Source organism: Pseudomonas sp. IT-196MI5 (genome assembly GCF_949767415.1).
Taxonomy (GTDB): domain Bacteria; phylum Pseudomonadota; class Gammaproteobacteria; order Pseudomonadales; family Pseudomonadaceae; genus Aquipseudomonas.
On record NZ_CATKPZ010000011.1, the window covers coordinates 736,995 to 754,540 of the forward strand.

Consider the following 17,546-nt stretch of genomic DNA (forward strand, 5'->3'; position numbering starts at 1 on the left):
ACAATCGATAGTAGCCCGAAACAGTTACGCCTTCAGGCCAAACACCTCAGCCAAATGCTGCTCATAGCGCGCCACGTCGCCTTCGATGTTCGGGCGTTTCATCACGTCCACGCACAGGAACGTCGGCAAGCCGGTCATGCCCAGGAACTCGTTGGCCTTGTGGAACGGGAAGTACACCGCGTCCACGCCTTTGGCCTCGAAGAAGTCGGTCGGGTCGTCGAAGGCTTGCTGCGGGGCGTTCCAGGTCAGCGACAACATGTATTGCTTGCCGTGAATCAGGCCGCCGCTGCCGTATTTCTGCGAGGCGTCGGAGCGAGTGCGACCGTCGCTGGCATAGAGGCTGCCATGCCCTTCGGTAAAGACCTCGTCGATGTACTTCTTCACGGTCCACGGCGCGCCCATCCACCAACCGGGCATCTGGTAGATGATCACGTCGGCCCAGAGGAACTTGGCCACTTCTTCGGCGACGTCGTAGCCTTCGTCGATGAAGGTGGTTTTGACATCCACGCCGCCGCGATCCAGCACGCTCAACGCGACTTCATGCAGGGTGGCGTTGTAGCGGCCTTCGGAGTGCGCGAATTTTTTGCCGCCATTGAGCAACAGGACTTTTTTCATGAGAGATCTCGGAAAGGGTCGGGAATCGGATGGCGGCAGAGTACCGGTCGACCTCGCGCGGAATAAGCCTCGATCGAGCAAAGATCATTTGATCTACAAGCACGAATCAGCGGCCGATTGTTGCCTTAGACTGGCATCAGTTCTGACTTGAGGAGAGATGTAGATGAGTGAAATCCAGGGCTTCATCCTGCACGCCAAGACCCGTCCGGAAAAATCCGACGCCTTCGAAGCGTTTTTCAGCGGCTACGTGCAAGCGAGCCGCGCCGAACCCGGCTGCATCGAATACCACATGCTGCGCGACAAACAGGACCCGACCCTGTTCATCTTCTACGAGATCTGGCAATCCCGGGCCCACCTCGATGTGCACTCGAACCTGCCGCACATGAAGCAGTTCCTCGAGCAGCGCGATGACTACCTGGAGCGGGATTTCGAGATCCGCGCCATCGAGATGATCAGTCCGTCGTCCGCTAGCCGCTGATCAGCAAGTGGCCGCCGAGCACACCCAGGCCAACGAAAAACACGCGCTTGAACCACAGGGCGCTGATCCGCTGGCGCAGCGATTGCCCCAACCACATGCCGAGCATGGCCGGGATCAGCGCCAGCAACGATGCACTCAACTCGCCCCCGCCGAGTGCGCCGCGCCATAACAAGCCACCGGCCAGGGCCAGGGTCGAGACGGTGAACGACAGGCCCAGCGCCTGCACCAGCTCGTCCTTATTCAAGCCCAGCGCTTGCAGATAGGGCACCGCCGGAATCACGAACACGCCGGTGGCCGAAGTGATGACGCCGGTCAGCACGCCACACAATGGACCGAGCCAGTGTTCGCTACGCCGCCCCACGCGCAGAGTCGGCAGACACAAACCGCTCAGCGCATACAGCAGCAACGCCGCCCCCAGCCCCCGCACCACCCAGTGACCACCGCTCATGCCGATCCACAGCGTGCCCGCCCCGGTGCCGATGAAGATCGCCAGCAGCATCGGCCACAATCGTTTGATCAACCCGGGCAAATGCCCGCCGAACGCCAGTTGCCAGACGTTGGTGAGTGTCGCCGGAATGATCAACAGCGCCGCTGCCTGCGCCGGCGCCATAGCCAGGCCGAGCAGGCCCATGGCAACGGTCGGCAGGCCGAGGCCGATCACACCCTTGATCATACCGGCCAGCACAAAGGTGCCGATAACCAACAGTGAAAGGGCCAAGCCAAGATTTTGATAAAACGCCGAGAGTGTATTCATGGGGCTATGGTGGGCCCGCAAGGGTTGATTGAAAATCTGCCATATACTGAGGCTGCCTCTCTTCACACAAGAGGCTGAATAATCGGGTGCGGCATCTGACGCCATCGTCGGAACGCCGCCCGGAGCAAGCTCGCTCCCACAGTGGTTATGTGTTGCTCACAAATCCCCTGTGGGAGCGAGCTTGCTCGCGATGGCGTCCTCCCGGACAACACACATCCAGAGGTTGTTGTAATGCACTTCGACCTGACCGATCTGCGCCTGTACCTGAACATCTTCGACTCCGGCAACATCACCGCCGGCGCCGCACGCAGTCATTTGTCCCTCGCGGCGGCCAGTGCGCGAATTCGCGCCATGGAGGCGTCGCTGGGTGTCGAGTTTCTCCAGCGCAATCGCCGTGGGGTCAGCCCGACACCGGCCGGCAATGCCCTGGCCCGACACGCCCGGGTCCTGCTGCAACAGGCCGAACGCCTGCAACAGGAACTGGCCGAGTACGCACAGGGCGTCAAAGGTCAGGTGCGGCTGCTGTGCAATACCACGGCGATCACCGAGTACCTGCCAGAATTGCTCGCAGACTTCCTGCGCAGCCATCCCAACCTCGACATCGACCTGCAGGAACTGCCCAGCACCCGCATCACCCATGCCTTGCGCCAGGGCGCGGCGGACCTGGGCATCGTTTCCGACGCGGTGGACACCGATGACTTGCAGACACGACCGTTCCGCGATGATCCGCTGGTGCTGATCATGCCCAGCGAACACCCCTTGGCACAGGCAACCTCAGTGAGCTTCACCGACACGCTGCATCACGACTACGTCGGCCTGAATGCCAACAGCGCGCTGGCGGTGTACCTGGAAGAGCAGGCACTGCACGCCGGCCTGCGCATGCAGATTCGCATCCGCGCCGATGGCTTCGATGGCGTGATGCGCATGGTCGCCCGAGGCACTGGGCTGGCAATCGTACCGCTGGCCGCGGTCGAACGCGGGTCAGGCGGACTGTCCTTCAAAAGCCTCCCCATCCAAGAACCCTGGGGCCAACGCAAACTATTGCTCTGTGCCCGGGACTTCGCCGCATTACCCGGCTATGCCAAGGCGTTGCTGCACGCCTTGACTCTCCCCTGAGGGGCAGACTTTATCCTTGAGGTTTGATCCTCAAGGACAGCGATGATGGGTAAACGAATACTGGTGATCCTCGGGCATCCATCAAGCAATAGTTTTTGCGCCGCCCTTGCCGAGCGTTACACACAGTCGGCAGCGCGTGCCGGGCATGAGGTGCGGCAGTTGTTTCTGGGCAGCATGGATTTTGATCCGGTACTGCGCGAAGGCTATCAGCAGGTCCAGCCGCTGGAAGCCGACTTGCGTAACGCCCAGGCCGATATCCTGTGGGCTGAACAACTGACGCTGGTTTATCCGATCTGGTGGGGTGGCGTACCGGCCTTGCTCAAGGGTTTTTTCGACCGGGTGTTCTTGCCCGGTTTTGCCTTCAAATATCGCCAGGGCAAAGCCTTCCCCGACAAACTCCTGCGCGGCCGAACCGCCCATTTGCTGGTGACCATGGACACACCGCCCTGGTACTACCGATGGATCTACCGCATGCCCGGTTTGCATCAGGTCCGCAAAACCACGCTGGAATTCTGTGGCATCAAGCCCACCCGAACCCTCACCTTCGGGCCAATTCTCGGCGCCAGCGCAGACCGGCATGCGGCCTGGTTGCGGCAAGCCGAAGCTATCGCCAGCGCTTGAGTCGGTCGATAATGCGCCGAGCTTTATCCTCGGAGAAAAGGACCTTCCCATGTACATCGGCCAAGCCGCGCAACGTTCCGGCACCACCGTCAAAAGCATCCGTCACTACGAGTCGATTGGCCTGCTGCCTGCCGCATGCCGTCAGGGCAGGTACCGCATCTATGACCAGCACAGCGTCGACCTGCTGATGTTCATCAAATGTGCCCAGCAACTCGGGTTCAGGCTCAAGGAATTGCAGTCGGTCTTCGCCGGACATCAGGGCCCGCAGTTGCCATGGGCACAGGCACATCAGGTCATCGCCAGCAAAAAACAGGAAATCGCCGAGCGGATAGCGGCGTTGTCGCAACAGCACTCGCAATTGGTCGAGTTCGAGAACAGCCTCGAACAATCCAGGCGCGACTGCCCCTGAACAGTCTTTGAGGGCCGTGCGTTTCTGGACAGCTCAATGTCGAGCACAGACAACTGATGATTGGACAAGCGCTATAGGGTGCGACTTCAGTTCTTGAGCCCACTGCCCGGAGTCATCATGACCGCACCGATTACCGTTCTTCGCGACACCCACCCGCTGCCCGTGCTCGACGCCTGCAAATGGGAAAAACTCGAAGGTGACCCGCACACCGTCAACCTCAACGCCTACACCAGCGAAGACGGCAGCAAGATCATGGGCACCTGGATCTGCACACCGGGCAAGTGGTACGTAGAATATGTGAAGTGGGAGTACTGCCATTTCCAGGAAGGCTACTGCATCATCACCCCAGAAGGCATGGCGCCGATCCACCTGCGCGCCGGTGACATTTTCGTCATCGAGCCAGGGATGAAAGGCACCTGGGAAGTGGTGGAAACCGTACGCAAATATTTCGTGTTTGCCTGATACAAAAAACCGGGGGATCACCCGACGTGATCTCCCGGTAAATATCTTTGGGTACATTCAATCCCTGTAGGAGCGAGCTTGCTCGCGATGTTCTGCAACGATTACGCGGCAAGCCTGACACCCCTTGGTGGTCTCAGGTTTATCGCGAGCAAGCTCGCTCCTACAATGGTTTGCGATAACCATTGATGATCGCGGAGAAGTCCTGCCCCCCCTCCCCACGCAAACTCATCGCCTGATACAACTGCTGGGCCACCGCGCCGAGTACCACCGGCTGGTGCGCCTGACGCGCCGCTTCAGTGGCCAACCCCAGATCCTTGAGCATCAGTTCGGCACCGAAACCACCGGTGTAGCCGCGCGACGCCGGCGCCGTTTCAACGATGCCCGGCCATGGGTTGTACATCTCCGAACTCCAGCAACGCCCGGTGGAACTGTTGATGATGCCCGCCAGCACCTTGGTGTCGATGCCCAGGGCATCGCCCAGCGCCATGGCTTCGCTGACGCCGACCATGGAAATCCCCAACAGCAGGTTGTTGCAGATCTTAGCGATTTGCCCGGTACCGACCTCACCACAATGGACGATGTTGCGGCCCATCTGCGCCAGCACCGGTTGCAGGGTGGCGAACAGTTCAGGCGTGGCGCCGACCATGAAGGTCAGCGTCCCGGCGGCTGCACCACCGGTGCCGCCAGAGACCGGCGCATCGGCCATGGCCACGCCTTGTTTGGCAGCGGCAGCGGCTACGTCCCGCGCGGTCTGCGGATCGATGGTGCTGCAATCCACGGCCGGCACGCCTTTGCCGATACCGGCGAGCACACCGTCTTCACCCAGCCACACACTGCGCACATGCACCGCGGCAGGCAGCATGGTGATGACCAGTTCGGCGCCCTCTGCCGCTTCACGGGCCGAAGCGCTGATGCTGCCGCCCAGTTGTTCCAGCTCCGCCAGCACGGCCTTGTTCAGGTCCACCAGGCGCAGTGCATGGCCGGCCTTGATCAGGTTGCGCGCCATCGGCGCGCCCATGTTGCCCAGACCGATAAAAGCGATTTTCATGTCCGGCTCCTTAACGCAGGTTGATGGTGGTGTTCACACCGTCGTTGACGCTGTCGTCGTCGAACCAGCGACTGGTGACGGTCTTGGTCTGAGTGTAGAACTGCACCACTTGCTTGCCGTACGGGCCGAGGTCGCCGAGCTTGGAACCGCGCGAACCGGTGAAGCTGAAGAACGGGACCGGCACCGGAATCGGGATGTTGATGCCGACCTGGCCGACGTCGATTTCGCTCTGGAATTTACGCGCCGCCGCGCCGCTCTGGGTGAACAGGCCCGTGCCGTTGCCGAACGGGTTGGCGTTGACCAGCGCGATGGCCTCGTCGAGCGTATTGACTTCCAGCACCACCAGCACCGGGCCGAAGATTTCCTGGGTGTAGATCTGCATGTCGGTGGTCACGCCGGAGAACAGGGTCGGGCCGACAAAGTTACCCTTCTCGTAACCGGGTACCGAGATCTCGCGACCGTCCAGCTCCAGTTTCGCGCCTTCCTTGATGCCGCTTTCGATCAGCTCGAGAATCCGTGCCTTGGCCTTTTTCGAGATCACTGGGCCCACATCAGTGCCCGGCTCGCTGCCGGCATTGACCTTGAGCTTCTGTGCCAGCGCCTTGAGATCCGGCAGCCATTGCTTGGCCGCGCCCACCAGCACCACCACCGAGGTGGCCATGCAGCGTTGACCGGCAGCGCCGAAGCCGGCACCGACCAGCGCATTCAGCGCTTGTTCGCGATTGGCGTCCGGCAGCACCACGGCGTGGTTCTTGGCGCCCATCATCGATTGCACGCGCTTGCCGTGTTTGCCCGCCAGGTCATAGACGTGAGTACCGACGGCGGTCGAACCGACGAAGGAAACGGCCTTGATGTCTTTATGGGTGCAGAGCCCGTCCACCACGTCCTTGCCGCCATGCACGACGTTGAGCACGCCGGCCGGAATGCCGGCCTCGATGGCGAGTTCCACCAGCAGCATGGTCGACATCGGGTCCTGTTCCGACGGTTTGAGCACGAAGGTGTTGCCGCAGGCGATGGCCATCGGGAACATCCATAGCGGAATCATTGCCGGGAAGTTGAACGGAGTAATGCCTGCGCACACACCGATGGGCTGGCGCAGGGTGTAGGTGTCGACGCCACCGGCGACGTTTTCAGCGAACTCGCCCATTTGCAGGCTGCCGATGGAGCAGGCGTGCTCGACCACTTCCAGGCCACGGAAAATATCGCCTTCGGCGTCGGCAATGGTCTTGCCCTGCTCGGCGCTCAGGACTGCGGCGATGCGCTTGGAGTGCTCGCGGATCAGCGCCTGAAGCTTGAGCATGATGCGCATGCGCGCACCGATCGGGGTCAGCTTCCAGGTCTGAAAGGCACGATGGGCTGCGCTGATGGCCGCGTCGACTTCTTCGGCGGTGGCAAACGGCACTTTGGCCAGCACTTGCTGGGTCGCCGGATTGATGATGTCGTGCCATTCGGTGGTCTTGGATTCGACCCACTCGCCGTCGATCAACAGCTTGACCTTTTGTACGGTGGTTTCGTTGGGCGTAAGCGATATGTTCATGTGGGTCTCCTGGACTTTGTTGTTATCAGGGGAGCCAAGGCGAGAAAGTCGCCTTGAGATGAGGCGTGTGCCGCGAATTGGTTAACGGACTGTTTTTGGAGTATAGATGTGCAAACTTCTAATAAGAACGCACATAAAAACCGGTCCAACATGCAAAAAAACATCACCTCCCTCGGCTCGTTGAACTGGGATGACCTCAAGTTTTTCCTTGAAGTCGCCCGCACCCGCAAGGCCAGCACCGCGGCCAAGCGCCTGGCGGTGGACTACACCACAGTGTCGCGGCGCATCAGTTCCCTGGAAACGGCACTGGGCACATTGCTGTTCGAAAAATCCCGGACCAACGGCTTTGTCCTGACCGCCGAAGGCCAGCGGCTGATGGGGTATGCCGAATCGATCGAAAGTACCCTGCACATGGCGTGCGAGCAGGTTTCCGGGTCCGGCGTGGCGCTGTCCGGGCATGTGCGCATGGGGTGCACCGAAGGCTTCGGCAGCTTTTTCATCACGCCGCAGCTGAGCCACTTCGTCGACACCTACCCGGCGATCTCGGTGGATATCCTGCCGCTGCCGCACTTCATCAGCCTGTCCAAGCGCGAGGCCGACATCGTCATCGCCCTGGAGCGTCCGGAGCATGGTCCGTACGTCTGCTGCAAACTGTGCGACTACCGGCTGCAGCTGTACGCGACCCAGGATTATCTGGATAACCACCCGCCGATCCGCCGGCCGGCAGATTTGGCGAAACATTCGTTTATCAGTTACGTCGACGACCTGGCGTTCAGCTCGGAGCTGTTGTACCTGGCCAACGTATTGCCCGGCGCCAGTGCCAACCTGCGCAGCACCAGTGTGATCGCGCAGTTCGTGGCCGCGCAGCAAGGACGCTCACTGGCGATCCTGCCGTGCTTCCTCGCCACTCAGGACCCTCGCCTGCTGCCGGTGTTGCCGCAGGAAATCAATATCACTCGACAGTTTTGGATGTACTGCCGCGAAGACCTGCGCAAGCTCAAGCGGATCACCCTGTTGTGGGATTACATCCGCCAGGTCACCGAGCAGAATCAGGGGCTGTTGATGGGAGAAAGCCGGGAGATGCTGTTTGCCGATGACTGACCCTTCAGCCTGTCGGCTCGCGGCCTTCCTTTAGCTCCAGCATCAGCCCGCTCAAGCGTTTGACCCGGCGTTTCACTGCCTCTTCAAACACGCCTGCACGTGACTCGATCAAGGTGAACCAGTCCTTGGCCCGGGTAATGCCGGTGTAGATCAGTTCCTTGGTGAGGACCGGATTCAAGGCATCGGGAAGAATCAACGCAGTGTGTGCGAACTCCGAGCCTTGGGATTTATGCACGGTCATGGCGTACACGGTTTCGACATCATTCAGGCGGCTGGGCAGGACAAATCGCACACCACCCTGGCCATCATTGCGTGGGAATGCCACACGCAGAACCTGCTTTCCATTTTCATGTCCGTCCTGTTCCGGGAGCTTGAGGGCGATGCCGATATCGCCGTTCATCAACCCCAACCCGTAATCGTTGCGGGTCATCAGGACAGGGCGACCTTCGTACCACTGCTGGTCGCTGTCGATCAGGCGTGCCCTCAGCAACGCATCCGTCACTCGCTGGTTCAAGCCTTCAACACCCCACGGCCCCTTGCGCACGGCACATAACAATTGGAATGCGTCGAAGGCCTGCAACACTTTCCGAGCCCAATCGATCCAGCGCGCATCTTCCAGCGGGCTGTCCAGTGGCGGCCGCTGATTGCGCAGCACGCTCAGGTAATGCCGATAACCCTGCGGGCCCTCACCGTGGCCTTCGAGAAGCAAGCGCTCCAGGGCCCGATCCTGCTCGCCCTTGAGGGCCAGGCAATACACATCGTCATGGCTTCGCGCCGACAACAACTTGCGGGCTTCTTCGGGCTGCTGCTGGTTGACCCAACGAGCCAGTTGGCCAATGCCGCTACCTTCACCGAATCGCCGGGAATGGCGCAACATCACGACCTGTTGGGCCAATGGATGAGTGCCCTGGGCGTCCTCATGCAAGCCGCTGGCCTGCAGGCTTTCGCCACTGACGGCTTCCAGCCACTGACGTGTCTGCGGGCTGTACCAGCCGGCCTCCGCGTCGCGACACAGGTCCCCCAATACCGCACCGGCCTCTACCGAAGCCAGTTGATCCTTGTCCCCCAACAGCACGAGGCGCGCATGGGCCGGCAAGGCGTCGAGCAGGTTGGCCATCATTTCCAGGTCGATCATCGAGGCCTCGTCTACCACCAACACATCCAGCGGCAGCCGATTGCCCGCGTGGTGGCGGAAGTGTCGAGTCCCGGGTCGGCTGCCGAGCAGGCGGTGAACGGTGGTGACGTCGGACGGGATCTTGTCTCGTATGTCTTGGGTGACCTTCAAGGTCCGGACTTGCTGGCTGATGGACTCCGTCAGGCGCGCCGCGGCCTTGCCGGTCGGCGCGGCGAGACGAATGCGCAGGGGCACGCCGGCCTCGACCGCCGGCGCCTGGAGCAACGCCAGCAATCGCACGACGGTCGTGGTCTTGCCGGTCCCCGGCCCCCCGGTCACGATGCTGAAGGCACTGCGCGTCGCCAGGGCACAGGCGAGCTTCTGCCAGTCGATCACTTCACCGGAACGGGCAGGACCAAACAGACCGGTGAGGCGCTGGAGCAAATCATTCGGCGTGGACTCGTGTTCCGCCAAACGCTCGCGCAGTGAAAGGTCGATCCGTCGCTCGTAGGCCCAATAGCGGCGCAGGTACAAGCGTTTGCCCGATAACACCAAAGGTCGGTCGCGCACATTGTCACGGCTGTCAGCGGCCAGCGCGACCAGGTTGCTCGCGGCCAGCACCTTGCACCAATGAGCACCGTCCAGCGACCCCAGCAATTGCGAGGGCAACAGCATCGCACCGCCTTGCACGTCACCTTCGGGGGGTAATGACAGGGCGAAGTCCGGTTCTTTCAGCGTCTCGAACAGGTCGAGACAGACATGCCCGTGGCCCAATTGGTGGCTGGTCAGCGCGGCCGCCAGCAACACCAACGGATCATCCTCCGGCGCCAGTTCATGCAGAAACGCCACAAAGGCTTTGTCCAGCGCACGCAACCAGCCACGCTCGACCCAACGCGTGAGCAACAACAGCAAGTCGTCGGCACAACTCAATGGCGCCAGATCGGCCAGGCTTTCGGCTGCCAGCGATGTGGGCAACAAATCGGCGAATGTGCGATTCATAACAATACTCCCTGTTCCCAGGCGGGTTCGGCCTTGGGCTCTGGCTTGCCCTGGAACAGCCTGTCCAGACGCTCGATCAGTTCTCTTGGCGGCCGGGCGAAAAACACACCCTGGCTGGCCGCACGCGTACCCCGCAAAAACAGGTACAACGCACCGCCGACATGCCGGTCGTAGTCGTAATCGGCGAGCCGCGCCTTGAGCTGACGGTGCAGGGCCAACAGGTACAACACGTATTGCAGGTCATAACGGTTGTCGAGAATCGACTGTTCCATGGCCTGCGCGGTGTAGGCCGCATCATCGACGCCGAGCCAGTTGGATTTGTAGTCGGCAACGTAGTAGCGGCCGTCATGTTCGAACGTCAGGTCGATGAAACCCTTGAACATGCCATTGAGCAACACCGGTTCGGCGGCCACCCGGGCCACGCCGTTATGGGTGTATTGACACACCAGCGCATCGAGCTTGAGCACATCGACCTTATGGCTGGCGAACCAGAACTCCATCTCGACCTGATACTGCGTCAACTGGCCGAATACCACCGGTGCCTGACCGCCGCCCAGTTGCAACGGCGACTTGAGCAGATGCTGCAGCCAGTCACTCAGCGTGGTGATCCAGCCCTCCCAGCCTCGACGATTGCAGCGACGGGCAATGGCGTCGATCACCTCTTGTGGTGGCGCATCAAAACCTTCGCCCCCCGCCCATTCGAGCAAGCCATGGAGGAAGGTGCCGGGGTTCGGGCCGCGCGGGAAGCGATGGATATCGGCGCCACCGGCCACCACTTCCCTGGGGGCCTGCGGGTCGAGGCGTTCGTCATCGAACAGTTTTTGCGCCTGCGGGCTCTCCGGTGCTTCATCCGTGCCGACACTCAGGGTGTCGCCAATGCGCAACGCGCTGTAGGAAGCGATCCACCAGTTTTCACTGGCCTTGCGTTTCGGAACCCGCGGAACCAGCAGCGCCGCGTCATTTTGCGGAGGTTGGTAATGTTCTGTAGTCGCTTCAGGCATTTCGGCATAGGCCAGCGCCGGGCAGTCCTGTTGCAAGTCCCGCAACCAAAGCTGCAACGCCGGGGAATCAGCCAAAGGCGCGCCGCCGCCCAGCAAATAACCCAATGCCGACAGGTGCAGCACCGAGCCATTGTTGTTGCCGCGCTTGAGGTCGGCCACCCCCAGCCAGCAGGCGTGTTGCGCCCGAGTCAGGGCGACATAGAGCAAGCGCAGATCCTCGGCCAGACGCTCATCGTCAGCCAGGGCAATCAACTCCGCCGTTGGCTTCAACGTGACCTGGGCATTGCCGGATTCATCGTGGTAGTGCAACGGCAGGCGGCTGCCATCCACCGGTTTCGCCGAGCAAATGAACGGCAGGAACACCAAGGGATATTCAAGGCCCTTGGACTTGTGAATGGTCACGACCTTGACCAATTGCTCATCACTTTCCAGACGCAGGATCTGCTCTTCGCCAGCCTGCCCGGACAACGCCAGATGCTCGGACAAGTGCCGGATCAGGGCTTGCTCGCCATCGAGTTCGGCGGCGGCTTGTTGCAGCAGTTCGAAAAGGTGCAGAAGGTTGGTCAGCACGCGCTCGCCGTCACTGCGGGCGATCAACGCCTGGGGCAGACGGAAGTCGTGCAGCAGGCGCCGCAGCATCGGCAGTACGCCCTGCTTGCGCCAGACTTCGCGATAGCCACGGAACTGCATGACCCGGGCTTCCCAGGCTAATTCGTCCTGATTGAGCCGCTCCAGCTCGGTCAACGACAGGTTCAACGTGATGCTGGCCAACGCGGCCCGTAGCGGGCGCTCGACATCCGGCTCGGCGCAGGCCTTGAGCCAGGTCAGCACGTCATGCGCTTCCTGGGCGGCGAACACCGAATCCTTGTCTGACAGATAAACACTGCGCACGCCCCGGGCGGCCAATTGCGCACGAACCGCCTGCGCTTCCTTGCCGTCGCGGACCAGGATGGCGATGTCCGCCGGCAGCAGGCCCCTGAAGGCTTTGCCATCCTGGGTGAATCCCGCTTGCTCCTGCTGTCCGCCATTGAGCAATGCCGTGATTTCACTGGCGCAGGCAGCCGCCAGATGTTGCCGGTACACCGCGCCGGACAACGGTTGTTCGGCCGGCAAGTGCCAAACGTTCAAGGCCGGGATTGCCTGGTCATTGATGCGCAGGACTTCTTTGCGCCCCTGGGAGGCCACCGGCGTGAACGGCACCGGGTTGTCGCCATTCTTCTGCCGGAAGAGGAAAGCGCCGCGCCCTGACGCCCGGGCTTCGGCGCGCTCGAACACATGGTTCACCGCGTTGACCATGCCGTGGCTTGAGCGGAAGTTGGTGCCCAGGGTGTGCAGGCGGCCGGTGGTGGCCTGCCGGGCACGCAGGTAGGTATGGATGTCGGCACCGCGAAAAGCGTAGATCGCCTGTTTCGGGTCGCCGATCAGGAACAGACCGCACTCGGGGCTGTTCTCTTCAATGCGGTAGATGCTCTCGAAGATCCGGTATTGCACCGGGTCGGTGTCCTGGAACTCATCGATCAGGGCGACCGGAAACTGCTCACGAATCAGGGTTGCCAGTCGCTCGCCGCCATCGGACTGCAAGGCCGCATCGAGGCGCAGCAACATGTCGTCGAAACCCATTTCCGCGCGGCGACGCTTCTCTTCCTCGAATCGCGCTCCGACCCAGCGAGCGGCGTGTTGCAGCACGGCGGCATCAGGCGTTGGCAACCCATCGAGACAGGCTTTGAGGCCGGCCATCGCATCGAGCCCCGGATGTCGAGGCGCTTCGCCCTTCCAGGCTTCGGCCATGCCATCAGGGGTCAGGCGCGTGAAGCCGGTGCCGATATCCAGTTGCTCAAGGGATTCGTCTTCGGCCCAGGCTTTGATCTTTTCGAACCAGGGCTCGAAATAGCGAGCCTGCATCTTGCGACCGTCGACAGCCTTGCTGGCAACGCCTTGATGACAGATGGCAAGCAACTCGTCCGCCCACTGCAGCCAGGGCTTCTTCAGTTCGATCAGGGCAACCCGTCGCTCTTGCAAGCATTGCGAAATCACTTCGGCGGGTTCTTTCCCTTCATGCGCATCCCGCTCGCTGGCGAACAGCGCTCGAATCCGCGGCAGCAGCGCCGCCGGTCCGCCCCAATTGCTGCGCACCCAATTCAAGGCGTCACCTTGCATCGGGTAACAGAACAGCCGCCAGTAATCGCGCAGGACCTCCCCCAGCAAGTCGCTGTGGTCGGTTTCCAGGGTCTGGGTAAACAGGCTGCCGCTGTCGAACGCGTGCTCGCGCAACATGCGCTGGCACCAACTGTGGATGGTCGACACCGCCGCCTCGTCCATCCACTGCGCGGCGATATCCAGGCGGTTTGCGCACCCGGGCCATTGCTCGGGCAAATACTGATCACGCAACTCGGCAATCAGACTGTCGGGGGCCGGTGTTTCATCGCGGAAATATCGTGCGGCCTCGGCGAGCCGCGTGCGGATGCGTTCGCGCAGCTCTTTGGTGGCGGCGTCGGTGAAGGTCACGACGAGGATTTGCGGCGGCAACAGCTCACGCCCGAAACCACTGTCCTCTCCGCCGTTGCCAAGCACCAGACGCAGGTAAAGCGCGGAAATGGTGAACGTCTTGCCGGTCCCGGCGCTGGCTTCGATCAGTTGGCTGCCACGTAGCGGGAACGCCAGGGCCAGAGGTGTCTTTGTGCTCATCAGCGCGACTCCTCGCTGGACAGTGAACGCCAGGGCGCTTCGAAAAGCGGACGATAAAGTGCATCGCACCAGTCGCTGAACGTCTCGTCGGCGACCAAGGCATCGTAATCGGCAAATTGGCGCGCGAGTGCCGGGCTTTCACGACGCTCTCCGTCCGTGGTCTGCCCATCCCCTTCATAGGCCTTGCGCGCAGCGGAATCGGCCTTGATCGGGTCGGTTTGCCCCAGCCACGCAAAGGCTGTTTTGACCGCGATCGGCAGAGGCTGGCGCATACCCGACTGCCAGGCCATCAACAGGTCCCCCAGGGTTTTCCGCGCGGTGGACTCGTCCATCGGTTCGAGCAACAGACTGTCGTCGCTGGCCACCAGTGCGGTGGTCAGCGCCATGCCACTGGCACAAGCCACCAGATGGGTGAGCCACGGGCGTGTCAGTCGATGCCATTTGCGTGACTTGATCGAGCCAATACTGTTGGGGATCGTAGTGATCGACAGCAATCCGCCATCGGCGCGCTGATGCAGGCCGCTGAGCCAGCCCTCAATGTGCAGGCCTTGCAGTTCCAGATCGACGGGCAATGCGCTGCTGAGCGGTGTTGGCCACAACGCCAGGAGCTGTTGGTGGCGTTGCAGCAAGTCAGGCAATGGCTCGATCAACTCGCGTTGCAGGCACTCACCGAATCCGGCCATGGGCAGCAGCCCGCTGTTTTGCAGGCGTTTCGCCTGATCCTCCAGTGCCTGCCCGGTATTTCCAGGATCTGCCAGCGCCGCTTCGAGCAAACGGTCGCTGAGGCTGTAACGCTGCAACGCATCCAGGACAAAAGGCTCTTCATCAGCCAAGGGCACTTCAGCCGCCTCGAAGAAGACCTTCAGGCGCTGGCTGAAAAAGTGCCGTACCGGATTGCGCAGGAAATCCTGCAACTGACCGAGACTCAGTGGTTCGTCCTGAACGTGAGCCTCGAGCACTTCGGCGCTTGCCTGTTGCTCTGTCGCTTGATGAAGGATCTGCCATTCGGTGGCGTAGCTGAACGACTCATCCCTGTCGTGAAAGTAGCGAGCACTGAAGGGTTGCAACGGGTGTTCCCGGGTCATGGCCTCCAGCAGGTCATTGTCGCTTTGCAGCAATCGCCAACCGCTGGCCAGGTGGTCGCGTAACTGCCCGATCAGCACTGACGCAGGCCTCTCGCTGTTATCGCGGATGCTGCGGCCCACCCAACTGATATAGAGCTGGTCCCGTGCCGACAGCAGGGCTTCCAGTAGCAGGTAGCGGTCATCTTCGCGCCGGGAGCGGTCGCCTGGACGGTAATCACTGCCCATGAGATCGAAATCCAGTGGCGGCTGCGCGCGCGGATAATCGCCGTCATTCATGCCCAGCAGGCACACCAGTTTGAACGGGATGGCGCGCATGGGCATCAAGGTGCAGAAGTTGACCGCTCCGGCCAGAAAGCGTTGGGACAAACGGCCCTGATCCAGACCCGCAAGCCAGGCTTCACGGACGACGGTCAGCGGCAACTCGTCCTGCAACCCGACCGACTCGCAGGTCTCGAGCCAGGTCTCACGCAGCTCCTCGAGCTGAGCCAGCAAGTAGTCATCGTGTTCGTTACTGGCAAGAAAGAACAACTGCACCAACGCCTGCAAGCGCAAGCCCCATTGCCCCGGCGATGCAGGCCGAGAGAGTTCGTGGTGAGCCACTTCCAGCGCGTCGAGCAACGCAACCAGCGGGCCGATGAGCGCCGCGTCCAGGCCCCCGATTTCGTCGTAGGGCTCGATTCCCTCATAAGCATCGGCGCTGCCAACGGCATAACCGAGCAACATCCGGCGCAAGCCGAAACGCCAGCTGTTTTGTTCCAGTTCATTGGGCAGCCCGAGCCCGGCACGCTGCTCGGCGTTCATGCCCCAGCGAATGCCGGCACCTTCGATCCAGCGGTGCAGTGTCGGCAGGTCGCGCTCCTCAACACCAAAGCGAGCGCGCAGTGCCGGGACGTCCAGCAGATCGAGAATCTCACTGACCGGGAATCGGCTGTCAGGCAGCTTGAGCAGGTGCTCGACAGCAATCAGCAATGGATCGCGGCCGCGCTGGCCCTGGTCTGCCAGGGTAAACGGAATGAAGCGTGGATCCTGGCGGTCAAGCTGACCAAACACGGCACGAATGTGCGGTGCGTAGCTGTCGATGTCCGGGACCATCACGATAATGTCCCGGGGCCGCAAGTGCGGGTCGACGCTGAAACGCGCGAGCAGTTGATCGTGGAGAATCTCGACTTCTCGCTGGGCGCTATGGGCGATGTGAAAACGGATCGACTCGTCCTTCTTCAGGTCGATAGCGGGCCAACGCTCCCGAGTCTCATTAAGTGGACGCAACTCGAGGATGTCGTCCTGCAACTGGTTGAGCACGTTCAGCGGCTGACTTTCACTGAACAGGTCGATGCGCCCGTCGCGGAATGCCGAACGATAGCTGTTGGGATCATCATAACTGTCGAGCAGGTTGATGTAGTCCCGCCCCTGTTTACCCCAGGCGGCCAGCAGCGGGTGAGCATGCTGATGCAGGGTTTGCGGATCGATCACTACCGGCATGCCGCTTTTGCGGGCCTGACGCTTGTATTGATGCCGCAACAGGTCTTTATCGGCGACGATGTCTGCCCAATGGTGACGACACGGGTTATGTACGCACAGCAAAACCTGGCTGAATCGTGCCAGTCCCGCCAGTGCTTCCAGGGCTTGCGCAGGCAGCGAAGAAATCCCGAAAACGATCACTCGCGAGGGTAATCCCTTGGGGGCTGTTTCGAGATGGTTGATACGCTCGACAAATCGCTGATGGACACCGGCACGGCTTTGCGCCATGCCTTCTTCTCCCACATCCAGCAAGAGTGCGCGCCATAACTCTGCCTGCCAGCAATTGGCCGGGGTCAGAGGTTTGGCTTCGCCCCTGGCGTTTCTTGTTTGATGTCGACCTTGTGCCCAGTCTTCCAGCCAATCAGCCCGATAGACCTGGTATTGGTCGAACAGATCCGCCAGACGCTCGGCCAATTGATAGCGTTTGCGCAGATCGGTGTCATGGGTCAGGAAACGCTGCAGCGGCTCGAAGTGCGGCTGATTGATCAATTGCGGCAGCAGGCGCATCAGACGCCAGGTCAGCGGGGATTTATCGAGCAGGGACTTGACCGGAATTTCGTCGCGGCCAAGGACCATGCGATAGAGCTGCCACATGAAGCTGCCGGGCAACTGCACGTCGATGGCGGCAGCGATGCCGCAGCCTCCCATGTCGTCGTCCTCAGAATCTTCCGCCAGTGCCAGCTTTAGCCATTGGGCAATGCCATTGCTTTGCACCAACGCGATTTCATTCTCCAGAGGAGCCAGCGGATAGCGCCGCATCCAGCTGACCACCAGGCTGCGCAACTCATCCAGGCGGTTGCCGTGAACCACCATAAAACCAGCACTGGGGGACGTCGCGTCCGGCATAAAGGCTTCCTTGGAAATGCAAAATCGAGAAACGACTTTAACATCTGTAGGAGCGAGCTCGCTCGCGAAGGTCGTCAACGATGACGCGGGTGGTCTGGGGTAACGCCGTGTCCTGAAGTTCTTCGCGAGCAGGCTCGCTCCTACAGGAAACAAGGCG

13 protein-coding genes are annotated in these 17,546 nt (G+C 61.3%); 6 read left to right on the forward strand and 7 right to left on the reverse strand.

From position 1 onward, the window contains the following. Positions 1-24: 24 nt before the first annotated feature. On the reverse strand, positions 25-615 hold the full coding sequence (locus tag ACM6IK_RS10910) for an NAD(P)H-dependent oxidoreductase (RefSeq protein ID WP_414874293.1): 591 nt from the start codon (positions 613-615) through the stop codon (positions 25-27). 163 nt (positions 616-778) lie between these two features. On the opposite strand from ACM6IK_RS10910, the gene ACM6IK_RS10915 reads away from it, so the two are divergent. Next, complete coding sequence (locus tag ACM6IK_RS10915; RefSeq protein ID WP_414874294.1) at positions 779-1,093, forward strand: putative quinol monooxygenase; 315 nt, start codon at positions 779-781, stop codon at positions 1,091-1,093. On the opposite strand, the gene ACM6IK_RS10920 is transcribed toward ACM6IK_RS10915, so the two are convergent. Further along, entirely contained in the window at positions 1,083-1,847 is a 765-nt protein-coding gene (locus ACM6IK_RS10920; protein ID WP_414874295.1) for a sulfite exporter TauE/SafE family protein, read from the reverse strand. The genes ACM6IK_RS10915 and ACM6IK_RS10920 overlap by 11 nt on opposite strands. 231 nt (positions 1,848-2,078) lie before the next feature. Between ACM6IK_RS10920 and ACM6IK_RS10925 the strand changes: the two genes are divergently transcribed. From ACM6IK_RS10925 to ACM6IK_RS10940, 4 genes are all read left to right on the forward strand, one after another. After that, positions 2,079-2,963, forward strand: coding sequence for a LysR substrate-binding domain-containing protein (locus ACM6IK_RS10925; protein WP_414874296.1), 885 nt, complete (start codon positions 2,079-2,081; stop codon positions 2,961-2,963). A gap of 42 nt (positions 2,964-3,005) precedes the next feature. Beyond that, a complete protein-coding gene (locus ACM6IK_RS10930; RefSeq protein WP_414874297.1) occupies positions 3,006-3,584 on the forward strand; it encodes an NAD(P)H-dependent oxidoreductase in 579 nt (192 codons plus the stop codon). 49 nt (positions 3,585-3,633) lie between these two features. Beyond that, entirely contained in the window at positions 3,634-3,993 is a 360-nt protein-coding gene (locus ACM6IK_RS10935) for a MerR family transcriptional regulator (protein WP_414874298.1), read from the forward strand. Between the two features lie 117 nt (positions 3,994-4,110). Beyond that, on the forward strand, positions 4,111-4,455 hold the full coding sequence (locus ACM6IK_RS10940) for a cupin domain-containing protein (protein ID WP_007900627.1): 345 nt from the start codon (positions 4,111-4,113) through the stop codon (positions 4,453-4,455). A gap of 160 nt (positions 4,456-4,615) precedes the next feature. Here ACM6IK_RS10940 and mmsB read toward each other — a convergent pair whose 3' ends face one another. Together mmsB and ACM6IK_RS10950 are read right to left on the reverse strand one after the other, a co-directional pair. Then, on the reverse strand, positions 4,616-5,503 hold the full coding sequence (mmsB, locus tag ACM6IK_RS10945; RefSeq protein WP_223528235.1) for a 3-hydroxyisobutyrate dehydrogenase: 888 nt from the start codon (positions 5,501-5,503) through the stop codon (positions 4,616-4,618). A gap of 10 nt (positions 5,504-5,513) precedes the next feature. Continuing rightward, on the reverse strand, positions 5,514-7,040 hold the full coding sequence (locus ACM6IK_RS10950; protein WP_414874299.1) for a CoA-acylating methylmalonate-semialdehyde dehydrogenase: 1,527 nt from the start codon (positions 7,038-7,040) through the stop codon (positions 5,514-5,516). Positions 7,041-7,190: 150 nt separating this feature from the next. On the opposite strand from ACM6IK_RS10950, the gene ACM6IK_RS10955 reads away from it, so the two are divergent. Next, a complete protein-coding gene (locus tag ACM6IK_RS10955) occupies positions 7,191-8,141 on the forward strand; it encodes a LysR family transcriptional regulator (RefSeq protein WP_414874319.1) in 951 nt (316 codons plus the stop codon). Between the two features lie 4 nt (positions 8,142-8,145). Here the strand turns inward: ACM6IK_RS10955 and recD are convergent, their stop codons facing one another. Genes recD through recC form a run of 3 tightly spaced genes read right to left on the reverse strand, consistent with a single transcriptional unit; the run spans position 8,146 to position 17,389 of the window. Then, on the reverse strand, positions 8,146-10,254 hold the full coding sequence (gene recD / locus ACM6IK_RS10960) for an exodeoxyribonuclease V subunit alpha (protein ID WP_414874300.1): 2,109 nt from the start codon (positions 10,252-10,254) through the stop codon (positions 8,146-8,148). Next, the gene (gene recB, locus ACM6IK_RS10965) at positions 10,251-13,940 is read right to left on the reverse strand and encodes an exodeoxyribonuclease V subunit beta (protein WP_414874301.1); all 3,690 of its coding nucleotides are present in this window, start codon (positions 13,938-13,940) and stop codon (positions 10,251-10,253) included. Before recB ends, recD begins: the two co-directional genes overlap by 4 nt. Continuing rightward, positions 13,940-17,389 (reverse strand): exodeoxyribonuclease V subunit gamma, encoded by a 3,450-nt coding sequence (gene recC, locus ACM6IK_RS10970; RefSeq protein ID WP_414874302.1) that lies wholly within the window; start codon positions 17,387-17,389, stop codon positions 13,940-13,942. Before recC ends, recB begins: the two co-directional genes overlap by 1 nt. Positions 17,390-17,546 lie beyond the last annotated feature (157 nt).